Source organism: Actinoplanes sp. NPDC048796 (assembly GCF_040650035.1).
GTDB lineage: Bacteria > Actinomycetota > Actinomycetes > Mycobacteriales > Micromonosporaceae > Actinoplanes.
On the sequence record NZ_JBEZGO010000027.1, the window covers coordinates 1 to 16443 of the forward strand.

The 16443-nt window shown below is 70.5% G+C and carries 13 protein-coding genes and 1 pseudogene; 5 read left to right on the top strand and 9 right to left on the bottom strand.

Features of this window, described 5'->3' with window-relative positions:
- Positions 1–122: 122 nt before the first annotated feature.
- Together AB0C26_RS45170 and AB0C26_RS45175 are read right to left on the bottom strand one after the other, a co-directional pair.
- Positions 123–458, bottom strand: a pseudogene (locus tag AB0C26_RS45170) (transposase); the annotation flags it as partial.
- Between the two features lie 36 nt (positions 459–494).
- The gene (locus tag AB0C26_RS45175) at positions 495–755 is read right to left on the bottom strand and encodes an STAS domain-containing protein (RefSeq protein WP_360261208.1); all 261 of its coding nucleotides are present in this window, start codon (positions 753–755) and stop codon (positions 495–497) included.
- Between the two features lie 98 nt (positions 756–853).
- Here AB0C26_RS45175 and AB0C26_RS45180 point away from each other — a divergent pair, with 98 nt between their 5' ends.
- Positions 854–2092: an FAD-binding protein gene (locus AB0C26_RS45180; protein ID WP_360261210.1), complete on the top strand. Its 1239-nt coding sequence runs from the start codon at positions 854–856 to the stop codon at positions 2090–2092.
- Positions 2093–2109: 17 nt separating this feature from the next.
- Positions 2110–2553: a hypothetical protein gene (locus tag AB0C26_RS45185; protein WP_360261212.1), complete on the top strand. Its 444-nt coding sequence runs from the start codon at positions 2110–2112 to the stop codon at positions 2551–2553.
- Between the two features lie 80 nt (positions 2554–2633).
- Here AB0C26_RS45185 and ftsH read toward each other — a convergent pair whose 3' ends face one another.
- From ftsH to AB0C26_RS45200, 3 genes are all read right to left on the bottom strand, one after another.
- Entirely contained in the window at positions 2634–4691 is a 2058-nt protein-coding gene (gene ftsH / locus AB0C26_RS45190) for an ATP-dependent zinc metalloprotease FtsH (RefSeq protein WP_360261214.1), read from the bottom strand.
- Between the two features lie 94 nt (positions 4692–4785).
- Positions 4786–5907 (bottom strand): hypothetical protein, encoded by a 1122-nt coding sequence (locus AB0C26_RS45195; protein ID WP_360261216.1) that lies wholly within the window; start codon positions 5905–5907, stop codon positions 4786–4788.
- A 245-nt stretch (positions 5908–6152) separates the two neighbouring features.
- Positions 6153–7010 (bottom strand): NAD-dependent epimerase/dehydratase family protein, encoded by an 858-nt coding sequence (locus AB0C26_RS45200; RefSeq protein WP_360261218.1) that lies wholly within the window; start codon positions 7008–7010, stop codon positions 6153–6155.
- 84 nt (positions 7011–7094) lie between these two features.
- On the opposite strand from AB0C26_RS45200, the gene AB0C26_RS45205 reads away from it, so the two are divergent.
- Positions 7095–7991 carry a LysR family transcriptional regulator gene (locus AB0C26_RS45205; protein WP_360261220.1) on the top strand — a complete coding sequence of 299 codons (897 nt, stop codon included), beginning with the start codon at positions 7095–7097 and terminating at the stop codon, positions 7989–7991.
- 379 nt (positions 7992–8370) lie between these two features.
- On the opposite strand, the gene AB0C26_RS45210 is transcribed toward AB0C26_RS45205, so the two are convergent.
- Positions 8371–8823, bottom strand: a complete 453-nt coding sequence (locus AB0C26_RS45210; RefSeq protein WP_360261222.1) for a hypothetical protein — start codon at positions 8821–8823, stop codon at positions 8371–8373.
- Between the two features lie 304 nt (positions 8824–9127).
- Between AB0C26_RS45210 and AB0C26_RS45215 the strand changes: the two genes are divergently transcribed.
- Positions 9128–10921 carry a cellulose-binding protein gene (locus AB0C26_RS45215; RefSeq protein ID WP_360261224.1) on the top strand — a complete coding sequence of 598 codons (1794 nt, stop codon included), beginning with the start codon at positions 9128–9130 and terminating at the stop codon, positions 10919–10921.
- 14 nt (positions 10922–10935) lie between these two features.
- Here AB0C26_RS45215 and AB0C26_RS45220 read toward each other — a convergent pair whose 3' ends face one another.
- Complete coding sequence (locus tag AB0C26_RS45220) at positions 10936–11478, bottom strand: DUF4240 domain-containing protein (protein ID WP_360261226.1); 543 nt, start codon at positions 11476–11478, stop codon at positions 10936–10938.
- Positions 11479–11500: 22 nt separating this feature from the next.
- Positions 11501–12685 (bottom strand): helix-turn-helix domain-containing protein, encoded by a 1185-nt coding sequence (locus tag AB0C26_RS45225; RefSeq protein WP_360261228.1) that lies wholly within the window; start codon positions 12683–12685, stop codon positions 11501–11503.
- A gap of 215 nt (positions 12686–12900) precedes the next feature.
- Here AB0C26_RS45225 and AB0C26_RS45230 point away from each other — a divergent pair, with 215 nt between their 5' ends.
- Positions 12901–14028, top strand: a complete 1128-nt coding sequence (locus AB0C26_RS45230) for a YncE family protein (RefSeq protein WP_360261276.1) — start codon at positions 12901–12903, stop codon at positions 14026–14028.
- 57 nt (positions 14029–14085) lie between these two features.
- Here AB0C26_RS45230 and AB0C26_RS45235 read toward each other — a convergent pair whose 3' ends face one another.
- Positions 14086–16272 carry an MMPL family transporter gene (locus tag AB0C26_RS45235; RefSeq protein ID WP_360261230.1) on the bottom strand — a complete coding sequence of 729 codons (2187 nt, stop codon included), beginning with the start codon at positions 16270–16272 and terminating at the stop codon, positions 14086–14088.
- Positions 16273–16443: the final 171 nt, after the last annotated feature.

Genomic DNA, 16443 nt, shown 5'->3' on the forward strand with positions numbered 1-16443 from the left:
TTCTTCCCTAGACAAGAAGAGATGATCGATCAAGGGCTGTCCTCATGATCAGCCGGGGTCGATGCCGCACAGCTGCACGTTAAAACTCAAGCTAGGGAGTGTTTGGTAAGTCATCGGAGCCACTCACCGTGCTCGCAGGCCAGACGCGGTTTTGTGCTCAGCCCGCCACGTGACCGGCCGAGGGCGTGGTCGTTGGGTTCGGCGTCAGCCGCCGCCTGCAACCTGGCCACGATCTCGACCCAGACGCCATCGCGCTGCCACTGCCGGAACAACCCGTACGCGGTCTCCCAAGGCCCGTACCGCTCAGGCATGTCCCGCCATGGCGACCCAGTCCTCAGCCGCCAGCGGATCGCGTTGATCACCGTCCGGCGATCCCGAGGCGGGCGTCCCATCCGCACCTCGGGCAACACCGCCTCGAGCTTGGCCCATTGATCATTCGTCAGGTCACCACGCGCCACGCGGGCTCAACGAACGATCAACATTCCAAACGCTCCCTACCTCTCCATCAGGACGCCCTCCAGGCCGAGCAGTGATGCGAGCTCCGTCAAACGGGGTCTCGCACCTCGCACTCTGAGCTCGCGGCCGTGCCGGCGCGCGGCGAGCTTGAGCCGGGCCAGCGCCTCGATGGTGATCACCGTAGGGTCGGTGACGGCGCTGACGTCGACGACCACGACGCCGCAGCCCGACCCGATTTCTCGACATAAGGGCGAAATGTCCGATCGGTGGAGCCTTGCGGGCAGGGCGAAGGTCGTCATGAACGGTACGACCGGTTATGCGCCTGAAACTCATCGTCATGACGTACGGGTAAAAAGTTGATCTTTATGTTCGGGGCGGTTCCTCCTACGCTGGGCTGATGAGCGAGCTAGTAACGAACTGGGCCGGCAACATCGTCTTCGGCGCGCGGCGGGTCCTGCGCCCCACGTCCGTCGACGAGGTGGCCGAGATCGTCGCGGCCGGCGGGCCGATCCGCGTTCTCGGCAGCGGGCACTCCTTCAACCGGATGGCCGACACCGACGGCACGCTCGTCTCGCTCGCCGGCCTGCCCCGCGTCCTGGAGATCAGCGCCGACCGCCGGTCCGTGCGCGTCGACGGCGGCGTCCGCTACGGCGAGCTGGCCGCCTTCCTCTACGACAACGGCCTGGCCCTGGGCAACATGGCCTCGCTGCCGCACATCTCCGTGGCCGGCGCGATCATGACGGCCACCCACGGCTCCGGCGAACGCAACAAGAACCTCGCCGCCGCCATCTCGTCGGTCGAGCTGATCGACGGCACCGGCAAGCCCGTGACGTTCCACCGCGGCGACCCCGACTTCGAGGGCGTCGTGGTCGGCCTCGGCGCGCTCGGCGTCGTCACCGCGCTCACCCTCGACGTCGTACCCTCATTCGAATTGCGGCAGTACGTCTACGACGGCCTCACCCGGGACGAACTGGGCGCCCACTTCGACGAGATCATGGGCAACGGCTACAGCGTCAGCCTGTTCACCGACTGGACCAGCGCCGACATCAACCACGTCTGGCTCAAGCGGGCCGAGGCGATGGAGGGCCCGTGGTTCGGCGCCACCCCCGCCCCCGAGAAGCGCCACCCGGTACCCGGCATGCCGGCCACGAACAGCACCGAGCAGGCCGGCGTCCCCGGCCCCTGGTACACCCGCCTGCCCCACTTCAAGCCTGAGTTCACCCCGAGCAACGGCTCCGAGCTCCAGTCCGAATACCACGTGGCCCGCGCCGACGGCCTGGCCGCCCTGGACGCGGTAGCCGCCATCCGCGACCAGATCGCCCCGGTCCTGCAGGTCTGCGAGGTCCGCACGATCGCCGCCGACACCCTGTGGCTGAGCCCCAACTACGAGCGCGACAGCGTGGCCCTGCACTTCACCTGGATCGCCGACACCGACGCTGTGCTCCCGGTGGTGACCGCCCTGGAGGCCGCCCTGGCCCCCGTCGACCCCCGCACCCACTGGGGCAAGGTCTTCACCACCGACCCGGCGGTGATCCGCGCCCAGTACCCCCACTTCGCCGATTTCCAGGCCCTGGCCCAGCGTCTCGACCCGCACGGCACCTTCCGCAACCCGTGGGTGAACGCCCTCCTCGGCTGATGGTCCAGGTTGGCCGCGTGTCCACATCGCTCAGTCACGTGTTCGAACTGCTGCTCGGGCGTCCGTTGGGGGAGTTCGACCCGGCGGCCACCTACGCGGTGTTCCATCACGACGACGAGACGGCCGGCGACGCCCTCGACGACATCACGCCGGACCAGCTGGCGACCCCGGTCGCCGGCCGGTCCGGCGACAGCGGCGACGACCGGCTCGGCCCGGAACGATGGATCCCCGACTACGCCGGCTCCCTGTTCGTCCTCGACGCCGCCGGCACCGTGGCGCCGGGCCGCGACCTGCCGCTCGGCGCCGCCCACATCGAGAACTACCGTCAATACCCCCGCCTGCTGCCACGCCCTCGCACCGACGGCACCCTGCTCGACGCGATGCGCGCCGCAACGGTGATCGCCGGCTGGGAGTTCGGCGAGGGCCAGGCCGCCACCGTCGTCGTGGCCCTGCCTCGGTAGCGGCGCTCTCCGTCCATGCGTCGATGCCGGGGACCAGCGCACGGTCCCCGGCATCGGGAGAAGACGAAAGCGGGCGTGGGTCAGTCGGAAGGTGACGTGGCCGAGCTGACCGCTGCCGATTCCGGGGAGACCGAGACGGGCAGGCCGGGGGCCGGGCTGGTGCCGGGGGCCTCGCCTCGGGCCACCGCGCCCGGGGCCGTGTCGCGGTCTACGCCGGCGGCGGCGTAGGCGTCGGCCTCGTCCAGGGTTTCGGTGTCCAGGAGGCGGTGGGCCAGGCGGTCCAGCTGGTCGCGGTGGGCTCGGAGGACCGACAGGGCCTCGGCGTGGCACTCCTCGACGATTTTGCGGACCTCGGCGTCGATCAGCTCGCGGGTCGCCGGGGCGATGTTGTCCGAGCCGAACGGGGACTCCTGGCCGGGCGGGGGCAGGACCGTGACCGGGCCGATCGCGTCGGACATGCCCCAGCGGCCGACCATCTGGCGGGCGATGTTGCTGACCTGGTCGAGGTCGCTCTCGGCGCCTGTCGTCATGTCGCCGAAGACGACCTCCTCGGCCGCCCGGCCGCCCAGCGCGCCGATGATGCGGCCGCGCAGGTACTCGGCCGAATAGCCGTACCGGTCGGTGTTGGGGCTCTGGAAGGTGACGCCCAGGGCCTGGCCGCGCGGGATGATCGAGATCTTGCGGACCGGGTCGGCGCCCGGGGTCAGCATGCCCAGCAGGGCGTGGCCCGACTCGTGGTAGGCCGTGCGGGTCTTCTCCTCGGGGGTCAGCATCAGGCCGCGGACCGTGCCCAGCGTGATCTTCTCGAGGGCGTCGGTGAAGTCGTTGTTCGCCACCTGGCTGTGCTGGCGGCGGGCCGCCAGCAGGGCCGCCTCGTTGACCAGGTTCTTCAGGTCGGCGCCGACGAAGCCGGGCGTGGACGACGCGATGCCCTGCAGGTCGACGCCGGGGGCCAGCGGCACGCCGCGGGTGTGCACCTCGAGGATCTGCCGGCGGCCGGCCAGGTCGGGCGGGCTCACCGTGACGCGGCGGTCGAAGCGGCCGGGCCGCAGCAGGGCCGGGTCGAGGATCTCGGTGCGGTTGGTGGCGGCCAGCACGACCACGCCCTCGCTGCCGGTGAAGCCGTCCATCTCGGTCAGGATCTGGTTGAGGGTCTGCTCGCGCTCGTCGTTGCCACCCAGCGACGCCGACCCGCCGCGGGCCCGGCCGATGGCGTCGAGCTCGTCGATGAAGATGATCGACGGGGCGACCTTCTTGGCCTGGTCGAACAGGTCCCGGACGCGGCTGGCGCCGATACCGACGATCGCCTCGATGAACTCGGAGGCCGAGATCGAGAAGAACGGCACCTTGGCCTCGCCGGCCACCGCGCGGGCCAGCAGCGTCTTTCCGGTTCCGGGCGGGCCCGACAGCAGCACGCCGTGCGGGATCTGCGCGCCGAGCTTGCGGTACTTGTCGGGTTCACGAAGGAAGTCGACGATCTCGGTGACTTCCTGCTCCACCGACTCGATGCCCGCCACGTCGGCGAAGGTCGTCCGGGGGCCGCCCTCCGGCTCGTACAACTTGGCCTTGGACTTGCCGAACCCGCCCAGCCCGCCGCCGGAGAGCGCGCCCGCCGACCGCCGCGCGATCCAGACGAAGATGCCGACCAGCAGCAGCGTGGGCCCGAAACCGACGAGCAGTTGCTGCCACAGCGGCGCCGGCGCGTCCGGCGGATTGGCGTTGACCGGGACGTTCTTGGCCTGCAGCTGGGCGAACAGGTTGTCGTCGGCGAACGACGGCCGCTCGGTGCTGAACCGCTCGACCTTCTCCGACTCGGTCTCGCCGCTCGGCGTGTAGGCCACTTCCTTCTTGAACTGGCCCTCGATCGTCTCCCCGGTCGAGGTGATCTCGGAGACGTTGTCGGCCTGAACCTGGGTCAGGAAGTACGTGTACGACACCGCGGTGCGCTCCGGCGGCGCCAGCAGCACCGACGAGATGATCCAGTTGAGCGCCAGCAGGATCACCAGAGTGACGCCGAACCGGACCCACGACGACCGCGGGGGCTTCTGCGGTCCGGGTGGCGGCGCGGGCGGAGCGCCCTCCACCTTCCACGGGTGGGGGCGGTGCGGCTGGTTCTGCTGCGGCGTGTCGGCGGGCATGTTCGCGAAGCTACCCCCGCCGTATGGCGGGAATGCGTTCACGTGATGAGCGTGACTTCCCGGCCGGCGGGGACGCCGGCCGGGAAGGGATGATTCAGCTGTTCAGCGTGCAGGGCGCGAGGCCCTCGGCGTTCAGGTTCGGCTTGGCGGCGTTCCGGCCGATAGCCGTTTCGATGCGGTTGATGGTGGCGAATCGCTTGTCCGCCAGCGGCCCCAGAATGGCGTTCTGGATGAAGTTCGGACCACCCTGGCCGACCGTCGAGGCGATCCGGTTGTTCGCCTCCCGGATCTGCGTGTTCAGCAGTTCCAGATTGCGCTGCACCTCGGCCTGCGCCTGCGCCGGAATGGCGGGCAGGTTGTTCACCGCCGGGCACTTCACGGTGGCGACCGCGACGTTTCCGCCGTTTCCGCCGTTACCGGCGGCGGGCACGTCGACCGGCTGCTGTGCCGACGATCCGCCGTTCTGGTTCAGCGAGCACCCGGACAGCCCTTCGGCGTTCAGGTTCGGCTTCGCCGCGTTCCGGCCGATCGCCGTCTCGATGCGGTTGATGGTCGCGAAACGCTTGTCCTTCAGCGGGCCGAGAATGGCGTTCTGAATGAAGTTCGGCCCGCCCTGGCCGACCGTCGAGGCGATTCGGCTGTTGGCTTCCCGGATCTGCGTGTTCAGCAGTTCCAGGTTGCGCTTGACCTCGGCCTGAGCCTGCGCCGGGACGGCCGGCAGGTTGGTCAGCTGCGGGCAGTTGACGGTGGGCAGCGCCGCGTTCTGGCCCCCGCCGCCGGCCGCCGGGCCGGGCACGGCCACCGGCTGCTGTGCCGACGATCCGCCGTTCTGGTTCAGCGAGCACCCGGACAGCCCTTCGGCGTTCAGGTTCGGCTTCGCCGCGTTCCGGCCGATCGCCGTCTCGATGCGGTTGATGGTCGCGAAACGCTTGTCCTTCAGCGGGCCGAGAATGGCGTTCTGAATGAAGTTCGGCCCGCCCTGGCCGACCGTCGAGGCGATTCGGTTGTTCGCTTCCCGGATCTGCGTGTTCAGCAGTTCCAGGTTCTGCTTCACTTCGGCCTGGGCCTGCGCCGGAACGGCCGGGAGTTTGTTCACCTGTGGACAGTTCACCGTCGGCACGGTCTCCGCCGCCGAGGCCACGCCGAGCCCGACGCCCGTGAGCACCACGGCGACACCCGCGACTCCGGCGCCGATTTGCCAGCGGCGCGCGTTCACACGGGACTTGTTGAACCGGGATCTGTACATTGGGACTGCGCCTTCCGCCATGGGAGAACCAACGTGCTTCCCCCGTCCATACGGGAGCGCTCCCACGAGCAGATCAACGCTTAAAGATTTTTTTAAAAAAGTTGTACGCGGCAGCGGGCGCCCACAAGCAAAAGCGCAGCTCCCGCCTCTCGGCATCGGCCGGGTGCGGCTTGAGGCCGCACCCGGCTTCCGGCCATGTGGGTGGTGAAACGGCCTCAGGCGTCGTACGACCCGTTCGCGATGTCCGCCAGCAGCGACGGCCGCGACGGCTTCCACGACAACACCGTGCGCGCCTTCTCTCCGGTCGCCTGCTGGTCGAGCAGCAGCGCCTCGCCGAAGGCGCCGAGACGCTCCACGACCGCCTCGGCGGTCTCGGGCACGACGCTGCCGAGGTCGAGCCGGCGGGCCAGCGCCTCGCCGATCTCCCGGGTCGTCGGGTTGTCCCCGCTGACACCGAGGAAGGTCGAGCCCGCCTCGGCCCGCTCCAGCGCGGCCACGTAGAGCTCGGCCAGGTCGTCCACGTGGATCGTGGTCCAGTGCTGCGTGCCCGGCCCGACGAAGGTGCCCGCGCGGGCCGCCGCGACCGCCACGTTGGGGATGCCGCCGCCGTGCCCGTAGACGATGCCCGGCTCGATCAGGATCGACCGGACGCCCGGCGCCTGGAGCACCCGGGTGTCGACCGCCTCGCGCCACGCGGTCAGGGCCGGCGCGTCCCGCGGCGTGTCCTCGTCCACGACACCCTCGCCGTGAACCCAGATACCGCCCGTACGCAGGAAGGTCTTGCCCGAACCGAGACCGGCCAGGACCGCGTCGGCGAAGGCGGTCTCGTCGTCCTTGCTGCTCGCACCGCCCGGCGACGCCACGGTCACCACGGCGTCGGCCTCCGCCGCGAGCCGCGTGACGAGCGCGCTGTCGGTGATGTCACCCACGACGGCGGACGCGCCCTTACCCCGTACCACCGAAGCCTTGTCCTCGCCGCGCACCAGCGCGGTGACCGAGTGACCCGCCGCGACCAGGGCCGGAAGGAGCGCCGACCCGATGTAGCCGGTCGAGCCGGCCAGAAGAATGTTCATGGCTAAACAAGTACCCCGCGGCGCTATCCGCCACCAACGAATAGTTGTGATCCCACTCATCGTCCTCGGCGATAAGCTGGCCGGGTGGAACAGCGCCAGCTCCAGTTCTTCGTCGCCGTCGCGGACGAGCTCAGCTTCACCCGCGCCGCCCGCCGCACCCACGCCGTCCAGTCGACGGTCTCGGCCAGCATCCGCGCCCTCGAACGCGACCTGGGCACCCCGCTGTTCGAGCGCAGCACCAGCAAGGTCACGCTGACCGAGGCCGGCAAGGCCCTGCTCCCCGAGGCCCGCCGCGCCCTCGACTCTCTCGACCAGGCCCGCGAGGCGGTGAACGGCGTCGTCGGTGGCGTCACCGGCAGCCTGCGCGTGGGCACCCTCAGCGGTCTCACCGTGGTCGACCTGCGCTCCCTGGTCCGCGACTTCCGCGAACGTTACCCGAAGGTCCAGCTCAGCCTCAGCATCGACGCCGCCGGCACCGACGGCCTCCTGGAGGGCCTGCGCGCGGGCACGCTCGACATCGCTTTCGTCGGCGTGCAAAACCCGGTTCCCGGCGTACGTATCGACCCGATCACGACGTTCCAGCCGCGCCTGCTGGTCCCGGCCCACCACAGGCTGGCCACCCGCGACACGGTCACCCGGACCGAAGTGGCCGCCGAACCGTTCATCGACCTGCCCACCGGTTTCTGCAACCGCTCCCGCACCGACACCGACTTCCGAACGGCCGGCGTGACCCGCCGGATCGCCGTCGAGGTCAGCGACCTGAGCACAGTCCCCAGCTTCGTCGAGTCCGGCATCGGCATAGCCCTGGTCCCACCCTTGGTCACCGAAACCACGACAACGGTCGTGGCGGTCCCGCTGGACCCACCGGCCGAACCCTGGACTCTGGCCGTGGCGACGGCCCTCGCGACGGCACCCACCAGAGCCACAAAGGCCTTCCTCGACCTGATCGACACCCACGTCGTCCAGCGCGACCGCTACTGACCGCTCACCTGCTTGACCGGTCCGGCGGAGCATGCCGTTGATGCGGCCCGGCGGATGGTTGACGCTCGTCGTCGCGGGCCAGCCGGCGGCGCGCGGTCAGCCACGCCAGGGTTCGTTCGCTCGACCACCCAGCGGCGAGGATGGACGGCGAAGGCGCGCTGCTCGGCAGGCTCACGCACGATCTCGACGGTGGTCCTGAGGGCGGGCTGGCCCAGTCGACGGCCCGGATGCGTGGCTCGGCCCCATCAGCGATCGATCCGGCCGGCGCCAGCTGATACCGGGTGAGGCGCGTTGATCAGGGCGACGAGGACAGACGGGGCCCTCACTCCCGAGGAGGAGAGGGCCCCGGTCCAAAGGTTCAGGCCGGACGCCGCCTCGGCTAGCAGGGGTAGGCGTAGATGGCGTAGATGGTGGTCGGGCCGATCAGGTGGACGCCCGGGCCCAGGTCGGGTTGATCCTGCCACGTCCGGCCGCGGTCGTCGGAGCGCTGCTGGGCTGTGCAGTAGCCGGGACCGGTGTACCAGCCTCCTGTCGTGTTCCAGCCGAACGCCTTGTGGGACCACTGGTCCGGCTGCAGTCGTTCGTCGTACTTGCCGGGCACGTTGTAGACGCCGTCCTTCTTGCCGATCACGCCGACGGCGATGATGCTCGCGTTGCCGACGGAGTTGGTGACGTAGGAGGGCAGATTCGGGGCCGCCTGGGCCTTGCGCAGGGCGGCGTGGGCGAGTGACGAGGCTGTCGCTTTCGGCGGTGCCGCCACGGCCGGCGGTGCGGCGAACATGGCGACAGTCAGGGGGAGCGCGAGCAGGGTCAAGCGTTTGATTCGGGTCACCACAACCTCCGGATGCGGGCTTCCTTCGGTGGGAAGCGCTGACCGAAGCGTCGGCCGAGGCGGCGACCAGCACAACGGACATCTGTCCCCCGCTTGCCCTTCCATGTCGGTGGAAGACAGATAGTGGGCTGCAACAAACCTGCAAAGGCAAGGCATTGACTGGCGTGCATGGGCGGTGACATATTTCGGCTGTGTTGCGGTTGTGGGAGGCTGCAAATACGCGGGCAAATGTTGCAGAGATCTACTGTGAATTTCCGCGCCTGGGCTATCGCGGAGTCGTCTATCGCTCCAAGGAGAAATGCTCATGTCAACCTCCCCTCGTGTGCGCTGGGCCGCCGGCGCCGGAATGACCGCCGCGCTGGTGGCGGCGGGAATCGCTCTCACCGTGGCCGACGCTCAGGCGGCCACCCTCTTCTCGGCCGACTTCGAGTCGGGGGCCGGTGGCTGGTCGAAGTCGGGTGGCAGCTGGTCGGTGGTCGCCGACGGGTCGCGGGTGTTGCAGCAGTCGGACGCCGGCAGTGCGCGGGCCCGGGAGTTCGCGGGTGACACGGCGTGGACGGACTACGCGGTGCAGGCGCGGGTCAAGGCGACGTCGTTCGGCTCCGGCGCGGGCGTGGTGGCGCTGACGGCGCGGGCGGCCGGGGCGACCAAGATGTACCGGCTGTCGCTGACGCCCGGCCGGGTGCAGCTCGAGGCGATGAACGGCAGCACGGTCAAGGTGCTGGGCGGTGTCAGCCGGACGGTGTCGACGAGCAGCTGGTACACGCTGCGGCTCACGGTCACCGGCAGCACGATCAGCGGGACCGTCGACGGGACCAGCGTCGGCTCGGCGACCGACACGTCGATCGCGGCCGGGCGGATCGGGCTGCTGACCGAGTCGGCGGCCGGGCGCTTCGACGACGTGGTGGTGGACTCGGCGGGCGGCACGACACCCACGACGCCACCGGTCACGACGCCCCCGCCCACGACGCCACCGCCCACGACGCCACCGCCCACGACCCCGCCGCCGACCAGTGGTGCCCTCTACGTCGCGCCGGGTGGCAGCGCCTCGGCGCCGGGAACGCAGGCCGAGCCGACGACGCTGGCCAGCGCGATCACGCGGATCGCGGCGGGCGGGACGATCTACCTGCGCGGCGGGACCTATCCGTTCGCGCAGACCGTCACCATCGCGGCCGGCAACAACGGGACCTCGTCGGCGCGGAAAGTGCTCACCGCGTACCCCGGCGAAATCCCGGTCCTGAATTTCTCGGCCCAGGCCGAGGACCCGGCCAATCGCGGTCTCGCCGTGAACGGCAACTTCTGGCATGTCCGCGGAATCGTGGTCGAGCGGGCCGGCGACAACGGCATCTTCGTCGGCGGAAGCAACAACATCATTGAGCGTACGATCACGCGTTTCAACCGTGACAGTGGTCTGCAACTGTCGCGGATCGCGTCGGACACGCCGAACGCGCAATGGCCGGCGAACAATCTTGTGCTCAGCGCGGAATCGCACGACAACGCCGATTCCGACGGGGAGGACGCGGACGGTTTCGCGGCGAAGCTGACGGTCGGCGGCGGCAACGTCTTCCGGTACGCGGTGTCGCACAACAACATCGACGACGGCTGGGATCTGTACACGAAGACGGACACCGGACCGATCGGGGCGGTGACCATCGAGGACTCGCTGTCGTACAACAACGGCACGCTCAGCGACGGCAGCCAGGCCGGGGCGGGCGACCGCAACGGCTACAAGCTGGGCGGCGAGGACATCGGCGTCAACCACACGATCCGGCGCAACATCGCGTACCGCAACGGCAAGCACGGCTTCACGTACAACCGGAACCTCGGCACGATGACGATCGCGAACAACATCAGCATCGACAACACGGAACGCAATTTCTCGTTCGACGGCGGAACATCGGTTTTCCGTACGAACACCTCGTGCCGTTCCGGCAGCGGCTCCAACGACAAGATCGTCGGCGACAGCGACAGCAGCAACCAGTTCTGGACCGGCACCAACGGCTCCCGGTGCGCCACGCTGTCGGGCGCGCTGGCCTGGTCCTACACCTCCGACGGCCGGCTGGTGGTGACCCTGGGCGGACGGGTCGTCACGCCGTAGCGGAAACCACGCGGTTATAGGGTCCAGCCGGCCAGGTTGGCGCCGGTCTCGCGGGAGATGCCGGAGTCGCGCTCGGGGGGCCGGCCGAATCGCTCCTCGTGGAGGCCGGCGAAGAAGTAGCACATCTCCTCGCAGTCGGCGTCCAGGACCGCCAGGGTGGGGTCACGGCGTACGGCCTCGTGGAACTCGCGGCCCAGGGCGACGATGAAGCCGCGGGCGTACAGGAAACCGTCGTCCGAGCCGTCGGTCACCTCGTGGATGTCGGCGCGGTCGAGGTCGTGGAGTTGGCGTTCCAGGACGCGGTCGAGGTCGGCCAGCTCGGCGCGCGACAGCGGGGCCGACAGCTCGGTCAGCGCGCGCAGGAAGGGGGCCAGCCAGCCGTCGAGGGCGTACAGCTCGAAGTCCTCGTCGTCGTCGGGGTCGCGGGCGATCAGGGCCCGGCGCAGCGCGGCCGGCTCGGGGCCGAGGCGCTGCCAGGCGGACTCGATCAAGGCCCAGAACCGGTCCTCTTCGGCCGCCGTCGGCACGCGGCCCGGCTTCTTCAGCGTCTCGTCCACGCGCGGGATGTTATCGGGCGTCCTATCTGGACGGTCGGCGGCACCAGGATCGCAGGGCCCACCACCACCGCACCGTCTCGGGAACCGGCAGCGACTCGGCGAAGCCGGTGAGCTCGGTGAGCCGGTGGAGGCGGTAGCGCACGGTGTTGGGGTGCAGGTGCAGGGCGGCGGCGGTCAGGTCCAGGCGGTGGCCGTGGTCGAGGTAGGCCACGGCGGTCGAGGCCAGCTGGCGGTGAAACTCGTCGGCCGGGTTCAGGGCCGCCAGCAGTTCCGCCGCCAGCAGTGACCCCAGCAGGGGCTGGGCGACCAGCGCGGTCTCGGCGGCGAGATCCGTCACCCAGCGGACCCCGTCCGGGGGAGCGGTTTCACCCAGGCGGGCGGGGCGGAGGGGGAGAACGGTTTCATCGGCGCGGGCGGCGCGGAGGGCGGTCAGGCAGAGGCGGTGGGCCGCCGGGGCGTCGGTGAGCGGTACCGGCGGGGTGGCGATGACCAGCGCGGGTGGGTCGACGGCGCGGCCCGCGGGCAGGCGGGGTGTCAGGCCGGCGATGCGGCCGTCCACCGGGGCCAGGACCCCGCCGCGGTGGGCGACCGCCTCTTCCAGGGCGCGGACCCGGGCCGGGTCGGTCACGTCCGAGATCACACAGTGGTAGCGGCCGTCCTCGCGCAGGCCGAACCGTTCGGGATCGTCCTGGACCGACGGGTCGTTCAGCAGGACGCGGCGCAGCACCCGCATGCGGGCCGCGCGGTCGTCGCGGTCGAGCCCGTTCGCGGCCGCCCGGTGCCCGTCGATCACATGCCGTTCGAGGGCCCGCCCGTACGTCTCCAGTTTGAGCAGTCCCCGCAGCAGGGCCTCGTCCGTGATGCCGGCCGCGCGGCCCCGGTCGACGGCTATCTCGAGGAGGCGGCTGCGGCCGGCGTGCACCCCGGCGATCAGCCCGGCGACCGGCACTCCCAGCGCCGCCAGCTCCGCGCCGAAACGGCCGGCCGCGCTGAAGTCGACGGCGAAGCCGAACGCGGCGTCGACCGACCGGGCCGCGTGCGCCGGGCCGACGGGCGTGTCGGGGGCTCGCAGGAAGGCGTCGCAGCCCGCGGTGAGCAGGGCCGCCACCTGGGCGCGGGTGGCCACCGTGGGACCGCCGGCCGCTCGTAGCACCTCGTCCACCAGGGCGTCGTCCGCGGCCAGGCCCCGGATCAGCTCGGTCAGCATCGGCGCCTCCCGCGACGGTTGTGGGTGGGGCACAACGCGGCGGCCCGGCCTTGGCCACCGGCCTCTATCGATCCGAAAGATTCTCTTGTTTCGATGTCATTACCGCAAGGTAACCCCGGGAGGATGGCATGTTCGCAGGCCGATGGGTGGGGGCGGCGACAGCCGCCCTGCTGACGTTGGTGCCACTGGCGAAACAGGACGAACTGCGGGAGGTCATGTTCGTCGGCAACAACTGGGAGGGCACCGTCGACGTCATCCGGTCGAGCGGCGACTACGCCAAGATCGGCCGCCTGAACGTCGTACCCGACAAGAACCAGCGCCTCACCGAGATCGCGCTCAACCCGATCCGCCTCGCGTTCTTCCTCGGCATCCGGTCCGGCCCGGGCGAGGGACACGATCAGCTGGTCGACGACATGTACACCACGCCCGACGGCACCGCCCTGGTCGCCTCGCGGCCCAGCTTCGCCGACGTCGTCTCGATCGACCTGGCCACCGGCGCGCTGAAGTGGCGGTTCCCGGTCTCCGGCTACCGCAGCGACCACATGGCCGTCTCGCCCGACGGCCGTTCGGTGGCCGTCTCGGCCTCCACCTCCAACACCGTGCACGTGCTCGACATCGTCACGGGACGGCAGCTCGGCTCCTTCACGGCCGGCGACAAGCCGCACGAGAACATCTACACCGGCGGCGGCCGCTACCTGTGGAACTCCTCGATCGGCGAGGTGAACACCGCGCTCGACGACCCCTGGCTCGACTGGACCAAGGGCGACCGCCACATCACGATCGCCGACACCAGGAACTTCCAGGTGGTACGGACGGTCGACATGCGCCAGCGGCTCGACGCGTTCGGGCGTGCCGACCTCTCCGACGCCGTACGCCCGGCCGTCTTCACCCCCGACGAGTCGAAGCTGTACTTCCAGGTCTCGTTCTTCGCCGGCCTGATCGAGTACGACGTGGCCACCGACCGGATCACCCGGGTCAAGTCGCTGCCGCTGAACCCGGCGACCAGCGCCGACCGCACCACCTGGGTCAACGACTCGCGCCACCACGGCCTGTCGATCAGCCCCGACGGCGCCAAGCTCTGCGTCGCCGGCACCATGGACGACTACGCGACCGTGGTCAACCGGGCCACCCTGGCCGAGGGCCCGCTCGTCGAGGCGTCCAAGCCGTACTGGGCCACGGTCAGCGGCGACGGCAAGGACTGTGTCATCTCCGAGTCCGGCGCCGACCGGGTCAGCGCCATCAGCTTCGCCACCGGCCGGCGGGTGGCCACGGTCGCGGTCGGGGACCATCCCCAGCGCGTACGCGTCGGGCATGTCTCGATGAACTGGCAGTCGCCGTCCTGAGACGGGCAGAGGGAAGCCCCCGGCGGGATTGCCGGGGGCTTCTGGCGGCCGACGGGATCAGTGGCGGCCGACCAGCTCCGGGGTGGGCGCGGCGGGGGAGACCGGCGCCGCGTGGCGGCCCCGGGGGCGCATGAAGCGCGGCGCCCACCAGTTCCGGTTGCCCAGCAGGGTCATCAGGGACGGCAGGACCACCGCCCGGATGATGGTCGCGTCCAGCAGGATCGCGGCGGCCAGGCCGATGCCCAGCTGCTTCATGTCGATGGTGCTCAGCGTCGCGAAGATGGAGAACACCGCCACCATGACCAGGGCCGCGCTGCTGACCGTGCCGGCCGAGCCGGTGATGCCCTCGGCCACCGCCTCGCGGGTCGGCACGCCGCGCTGCACCGCCTCGCGGATGCGGCTCACCACGAAGACGTGGTAGTCCATCGACAGGCCGAACAGGACCACGAACAGGAACAGCGGCAGCCACGACACGATGGCGCCCATCGACTCGAAGCCGAGCAGCCCCTCGGCCCAACTGCCCTGGAAGACCAGGACCAGCAGGCCGTACGAGGCGGCCGCCGACAGCAGGTTCAAGGCGATCGAGGTCAGCGCGACCACCACCGACCGGAACGTCCACGCCATCACCAGGAACGTCAGCACCAGGACGAAGCCGGCCACCAGCGGCAGCGTCCGCCAGACGTGGGCCGCGTAGTCCTCGCTCTCGGCCACGCCACCGCCCACGGCGTACGTGGCGCCGGGAAGCCCGGACAGCGCCGCCGGCACCAGCGTGTCGCGCAGTTCGTGCAGGGAATCGGCCGCTTCGTCGCTGCGGGAGGAGTACGGCGTCGCCACGTCCAGGACCGTGATCGTCTTGTCGGCCGACACCTCGAGGTCCGGTCCGGTCTCCTCCACCGGCGCGAACAGGCGGTTGTCCCGCGTGCTGTCGGAGAGGCGGGTCAGCGCGGCCCGCACGGAAGCGGCCGAGGACGCCGGCGCCTCCACCACGACCTCGTGCGTGGTGCCGTTGCTCGGGTAGGCCGCGGTCAGCCGGTCGTACGCCTGCATCGCCGGGGTCGTCCGGGGCAGGTCCTCGGTGCCGGGGAACTTGAGCTTCATGCCCAGGGCGGGCGCGGCCAGGGCGAGCAGCGCCAGCACGCTGACCAGGAGCGTGGCGGCCGGCCAGCGCAGCGCCGGGTGCAGGATGCGGCGCCAGACGCCGCTTCCGGACGGCGACGTTGAGCGGGCCGAGAGGCGCCACAGCAGCGGAACGCGCGGGCGGTCGACCCAGCGGCCCAGCTTGGCCAGCAGGGCGGGCAGGACGGTGAGCGAGCCGATGACCGCGACCGCCACGACCAGGATCGAGCCGACGGCGAGCGAGGAGAAGACGGCGTCGCGGGCCAGGAAGAGACCGGCCATGGCGATGATGACAGCGGTGCCGGAGACGACCACGGCGTGCCCGGAGGTCTCGGCCGCGATCTCGACCGCGTCGACGTGGCCGCGTCCCTTGGCGCGTTCCTCACGTTCGCGGCGGACGTAGAACAGCGAGTAGTCGACGCCGACGGCCATGCCGATCAGCAGGATCACGCTGTTGGTGGTGTCGGTGGACGGGATCAGGTGGGAGGCCAGCGTGGACAGGCCCATCGCGGCCGCCACCGACATGAGGGCGAGCAGCACCGGCACGCCGGCCGCGATCAGCGCGCCGAAGACCAGGATGAGGATGGCCAGGGTGACCGGCAGGCTGAGCAGTTCGGCCCGCTGGAAGTCCTTGCCGAGGGTGTCGTCGAGCGCCTTGCCGATGGTCGGCCCGCCGACCGGCTCGACGCGCAGCTCGGGGTGCTTGCGCTGCACCGTGGCCACCGCGTCGTGCAGCGGCCCGACCCGGTCGGAGGCGGTCTCGGGGTCGCCGCTCATCGTGATCGGCACCAGCAGCGCCGAGCCGTCGTGGGACGGGACCGGCGCGCCGACCGCGGAGACGCCGGTGACGGTGCGCAGGGCGGCGGCCGCGTCGGCGGCCGCGCGGTCGCCGGCGGCCTTGTCCAGGGCGCCGGAGCGGGCGGTGATCAGGACGTTGTCCTCGGCCGGGGCCGAGTCGAACCCGCCCTTGTCGATCATCACGTAGGCCTGGCCGGCCTCGCCGATCGAGCTGTCCTCGGCGGTCGCCTCCTTGGCCCCGGCCATGTTGCCGGCCATGAAGCACACCGCTACGAAGGCCACCCACAACGCGATGGCCCGCCACGGATGCTCGGCGCTCCACCGCGCCACGCGTACTGTTATCGGCCGCTTACTCATTCGAGAGCCCCCCAGAACGTTTTCTGTGTCGAACCTGAAATTAGGCAGTCAGAGAGCTGGGAACATCCGGGCCGAACCCCCGTCGTCCCCCGAGGAGCCGGTGCTCGACAACTGTCGGATAAGCAGCAAAAACGCGCGTCCGAA

What these genes read in the sequence shown, in the direction of transcription:
- AB0C26_RS45175 (WP_360261208.1), bottom strand. Translation starts at nt 755, where the DNA reads ATGACGACCTTCGCCCTGCCCGCAAGGCTCCACCGATCGGACATTTCG.
- AB0C26_RS45230 (WP_360261276.1), top strand. Translation starts at nt 12,901, where the DNA reads ATGTTCGTCGGCAACAACTGGGAGGGCACCGTCGACGTCATCCGGTCG.
- AB0C26_RS45225 (WP_360261228.1), bottom strand. Translation starts at nt 12,685, where the DNA reads ATGCTGACCGAGCTGATCCGGGGCCTGGCCGCGGACGACGCCCTGGTG.
- AB0C26_RS45180 (WP_360261210.1), top strand. Translation starts at nt 854, where the DNA reads ATGAGCGAGCTAGTAACGAACTGGGCCGGCAACATCGTCTTCGGCGCG.
- ftsH (WP_360261214.1), bottom strand. Translation starts at nt 4,691, where the DNA reads ATGCCCGCCGACACGCCGCAGCAGAACCAGCCGCACCGCCCCCACCCG.
- AB0C26_RS45200 (WP_360261218.1), bottom strand. Translation starts at nt 7,010, where the DNA reads ATGAACATTCTTCTGGCCGGCTCGACCGGCTACATCGGGTCGGCGCTC.
- AB0C26_RS45215 (WP_360261224.1), top strand. Translation starts at nt 9,128, where the DNA reads ATGTCAACCTCCCCTCGTGTGCGCTGGGCCGCCGGCGCCGGAATGACC.